The 3,840-nt window shown below is 50.4% G+C and carries 2 protein-coding genes; both read left to right on the forward strand.

The window, feature by feature from the left end:
- The first annotated feature begins 249 nt into the window (after window positions 1–249).
- On the forward strand, window positions 250–1,923 hold the full coding sequence (locus tag AKL11_RS21980; RefSeq protein ID WP_067522022.1) for a glutamine--tRNA ligase/YqeY domain fusion protein: 1,674 nt from the start codon (window positions 250–252) through the stop codon (window positions 1,921–1,923).
- A 207-nt stretch (window positions 1,924–2,130) separates the two neighbouring features.
- Window positions 2,131–3,513, forward strand: coding sequence for a cysteine--tRNA ligase (cysS, locus tag AKL11_RS21985; RefSeq protein ID WP_067522024.1), 1,383 nt, complete (start codon window positions 2,131–2,133; stop codon window positions 3,511–3,513).
- The last annotated feature ends 327 nt before the right edge of the window (window positions 3,514–3,840 follow it).

Raw genomic sequence — 3,840 nt, forward strand, 5'->3', positions numbered from 1 at the left:
TCAGAACGTTCCATGTTGATTGCTTCCTAATAAGCCGAACCTGAGTGGTGCGGTTATTAGGAAGTATTGGATATAGTAAAATGGAGAGTATCTACGGTATTTTTTGCCGCGTTAGCGGCTTGGTTCAACAATAAGGCTCAACCAGCTTGGATTATTTTGCCATGCCTTAGGAATATGGTAGTCTCGCTCGATTATGGCACAGGTTTATTTTTAAGCCGCCTATAACCCTCCAAAGACGCATCAGTGACAATGACTGCTACCGACAAAGCCAGAAACTTTCTGGAACAGATTATTGAAAAAGACCTGGCCGAAGGCCGGGTGCCTCGTATTCACACGCGCTTTCCGCCGGAGCCCAACGGATTTCTCCATGTTGGCCACGCGACGTCCATCTGCCTGAACTTCGGTCTGGCAGAAAAGTACCAGGGCGAGTGCAATCTTCGTTTCGACGACACCAACCCGGAGAAAGAAGAACAGGTTTACGTCGATGCCATTCAGGAAGACGTGAAGTGGCTCGGTTTTCAATGGTCCGGCGACGTTCGTTATGCCTCCAGCTACTTCGACACCTTTTATGAGTGGGCGCTACACCTGATTCGCGAAGGCAAAGCCTATGTGGATCATCAGGACGCGGAAAGTATGCGTCTCAACCGTGGTGACTTTAACAAGCCCGGTGTTGATAGCCCCCACCGCAGCAAGAGTGTGGAAGACAATCTGGCGGAATTTGAAAAAATGCGCGCCGGTGAGTACGAAGAAGGTAAAGTGTCTCTCCGTGCCAAAATCGATATGCAAAGCCCGAACATGAACATGCGTGATCCGATTCTGTACAGGATTCGCAAAGTGCACCATCACCAAACTGGCGATAAATGGTGCATCTACCCAAGTTACGATTTCGCCCACGGTCAGGAAGATGCCATTGAAGGCATCACCCACTCCATTTGCACTCTGGAGTTTCAGGATCATCGTCCACTGTACGACTGGTTCCTGGAAAACCTGCCGGTGCCGGCAAAACCGAAGCAGTACGAATTCGCCCGCACCAACCTGAACTACACCGTCACCTCCAAGCGTAAGCTAAAAAAGCTGGTGGATGAGAAGGTGGTGCATGGCTGGGACGATCCACGCATGCCAACGGTTTCCGGTATGCGTCGCCGTGGGTATACACCAGCGTCGATCCGTCGCTTCGCCGATATGGTTGGCGTCAGTCGTTCCGATGGCACTGCTGATGTTTCCATGCTGGAACACGCGATCCGAGACGACCTGAACACCAGTGCGGCTCGCGCCATGGCGGTGTTGTCGCCACTGAAACTGGTGATTTCCAACTTGCCAGAAGGCGAAGTGCAGGAAATGATCGCAGCGGCGCACCCAAACCGTCCGGAATTGGGTCAACGTACACTGCCGTTTACCCGTGAGATCTATATCGATCATGAAGATTTTACCGAAGACACCACGCTCTCCCGTAAGAAATTCAAACGTCTGGTCATTGGTGAATACGTTCGTCTGCGAAGTGCCTATGTGATTAAGGCTGATGACGTCATTCGTGATGAAAACGGAGAGATCAAAGAAGTTCACGCGTCTTATGTGCCGGGCACTGTGGGTGAAGATCCGCCGGAAGGTATCCGTCCGCGCGGTGTGATTCACTGGGTGTCTGCTACCGAAGGTAAGCAGGCAGAGTTGAGAATCTACGATCGCCTTTTCAATCATCCATCTCCGGATCGTGGTGACGAAGATTTTCTGAATCATGTGAATCCGGACTCATTGAGAGTGCAGAAGGCATGGGTTGAGCCTTCGCTGGTGAATGCAGAACCCGAGCAGGGCTTCCAGTTTGAGCGGGAAGGATACTTTGTGGCCGATCGTTTTGATCACAAGCCGAACCATCCGGTGTTTAACCTGACCATCGGCTTGAAAGATACCTGGGCAAGCAAAGCTTGATTTAAAGCTCCCAAGCTCCTCGTTCCCACGGTCAGAGAGTGTCGCAAAACCCTTGGTTCCCATGCTCTGCGTGGGAGCCGGACACCCTGATGTTTGGGGTATGCATTCCCACGCGGAGCATGGGAACGAGGTTTCTGGAGTTTTGCGACAGCCTCGGAGCATGGGAGCCATAAGATGTGGCAAAAATTGAAAACAGGAAAATAGAAAGTGCTGCAGATTTATAACAGCCTGACCCGAAAAAAAGAGCCGTTTACCCCGCTGGAAGACAACCATGTGCGTATGTACGTCTGTGGTATGACTGTGTACGACTACTGTCACATTGGTCACGCTCGCACGGTCACGGCTTTTGATGTGGTGGCCCGTTATCTGCGCGCCCGGGGTTATGATCTGACTTACGTTCGCAACATCACCGATGTAGACGACAAAATCATCAAGCGCGCTGCGGAAAACGGCGAAGACTTCATGGCATTAACCGGTCGGATGATCGCTGCCATGCAGGAAGACTTCCAGCGTTTAGGCAACCTGCCGCCAGACCATGAACCCAAAGCCACAGAATACGTGGCGGGTATGGTGGAGATGATCGAGCAGCTCATCGAAAAAGGTTTTGCCTACGCACCGGGGAACGGTGACGTTTATTATCGCGTTCGCAAGTTTGATGGTTACGGCAAACTCTCTGGCAAAATTCTGGAAGAACTGGAAGCCGGCGCCCGCATCGAAGTGGATGAGAAAAAAGAAGACCCGCTGGATTTCGTTCTTTGGAAAGGCGCCAAACCGGGTGAGCCAAGCTGGAATTCTCCCTGGGGTGAAGGTCGCCCGGGCTGGCACATCGAATGTTCTGTGATGGGCAAAAGCTGCCTTGGTGACACCTTTGATATACACGGCGGTGGTTCGGATTTGAAGTTCCCCCACCATGAAAACGAAATCGCCCAGAGCGAAGCCTGCAACCACGCGAAGTTCGTCAATACCTGGATGCACTCCGGGGCTATTCGCCTGGATAATGTGAAGATGTCCAAAAGCCTTGGCAACTTCTTCACCATTCGTGATGTTCTGGATAAGTACGAAGAGGAAACGGTTCGTTACTTTATGATTTCCAGCCATTATCGCAGTCCGATCAACTATTCAGAAGACAGCCTGAAAGAAGCGGGTGTACGCCTTGAGCGTCTTTACACCTCTTTAAAAGGTTTGGGTCTGAGTGGTGTTGTTGCTGCAGAAGATCACGAATTCGAACAGCGCTTCTTCAAAGTGATGGACGACGATTTCAATACACCAGAAGCTCTGGCTGTATTGTTTGAACTGGTTCGTCACCTAAACACCGTTCGCAGTCAGGATGAAGCCGCAGCACTGCCACTTGCAGCGCTGCTGGTGAAACTGGGTGGTGTACTGGGTATTCTTCAACGTGATCCGGAAGTGTTTTTGAAATCCGGTGCCGATGTGGATGGAGCGTGGATTGAAGAGATGATTCAGAAGCGCGCTGATGCGAAGAAGAATCGTGACTTTGCGGAATCAGATCGTATTCGCGATGAGCTGGCAGGGCAGGGCATTATTCTACAGGACAGCCGTGAAGGAACGACCTGGAAGATTGAGCGTTAACCATTCTGGATTGTGTTATGGGAGGCTGCTCTCACAGGCAGCTTTCCATTTTTGATCAGAGGCGATTGTGATGTAGAAAGCTATGATGAATGTTGCTTCATAATTCTATCAATTCTCTTGATTATTTTTTTATAGATCGATTACATTCCTGATCTTAATGAAATCTATGGGTAAATTATCGCATCCATTGCATTGGCTAAGTTACCGTTAATGGTTGGAAGCACCAATGTTCAGCAATTTTGCTAACCAATCGGCCAGCAGTTAACTTATTTGCCGCTGTAAGTTCCCGTCTCCAGGCCAGATAATGGGGTAGGTAACGAGTAGCAA

Source organism: Endozoicomonas ascidiicola (genome assembly GCF_001646945.1).
Lineage (GTDB): Bacteria > Pseudomonadota > Gammaproteobacteria > Pseudomonadales > Endozoicomonadaceae > Endozoicomonas > Endozoicomonas ascidiicola.

Excerpts from the sequence above, each read along its gene's own strand:
- AKL11_RS21980 (WP_067522022.1), top strand. The coding sequence starts at position 250 with ATGACTGCTACCGACAAAGCCAGAAACTTTCTGGAACAGATTATTGAA.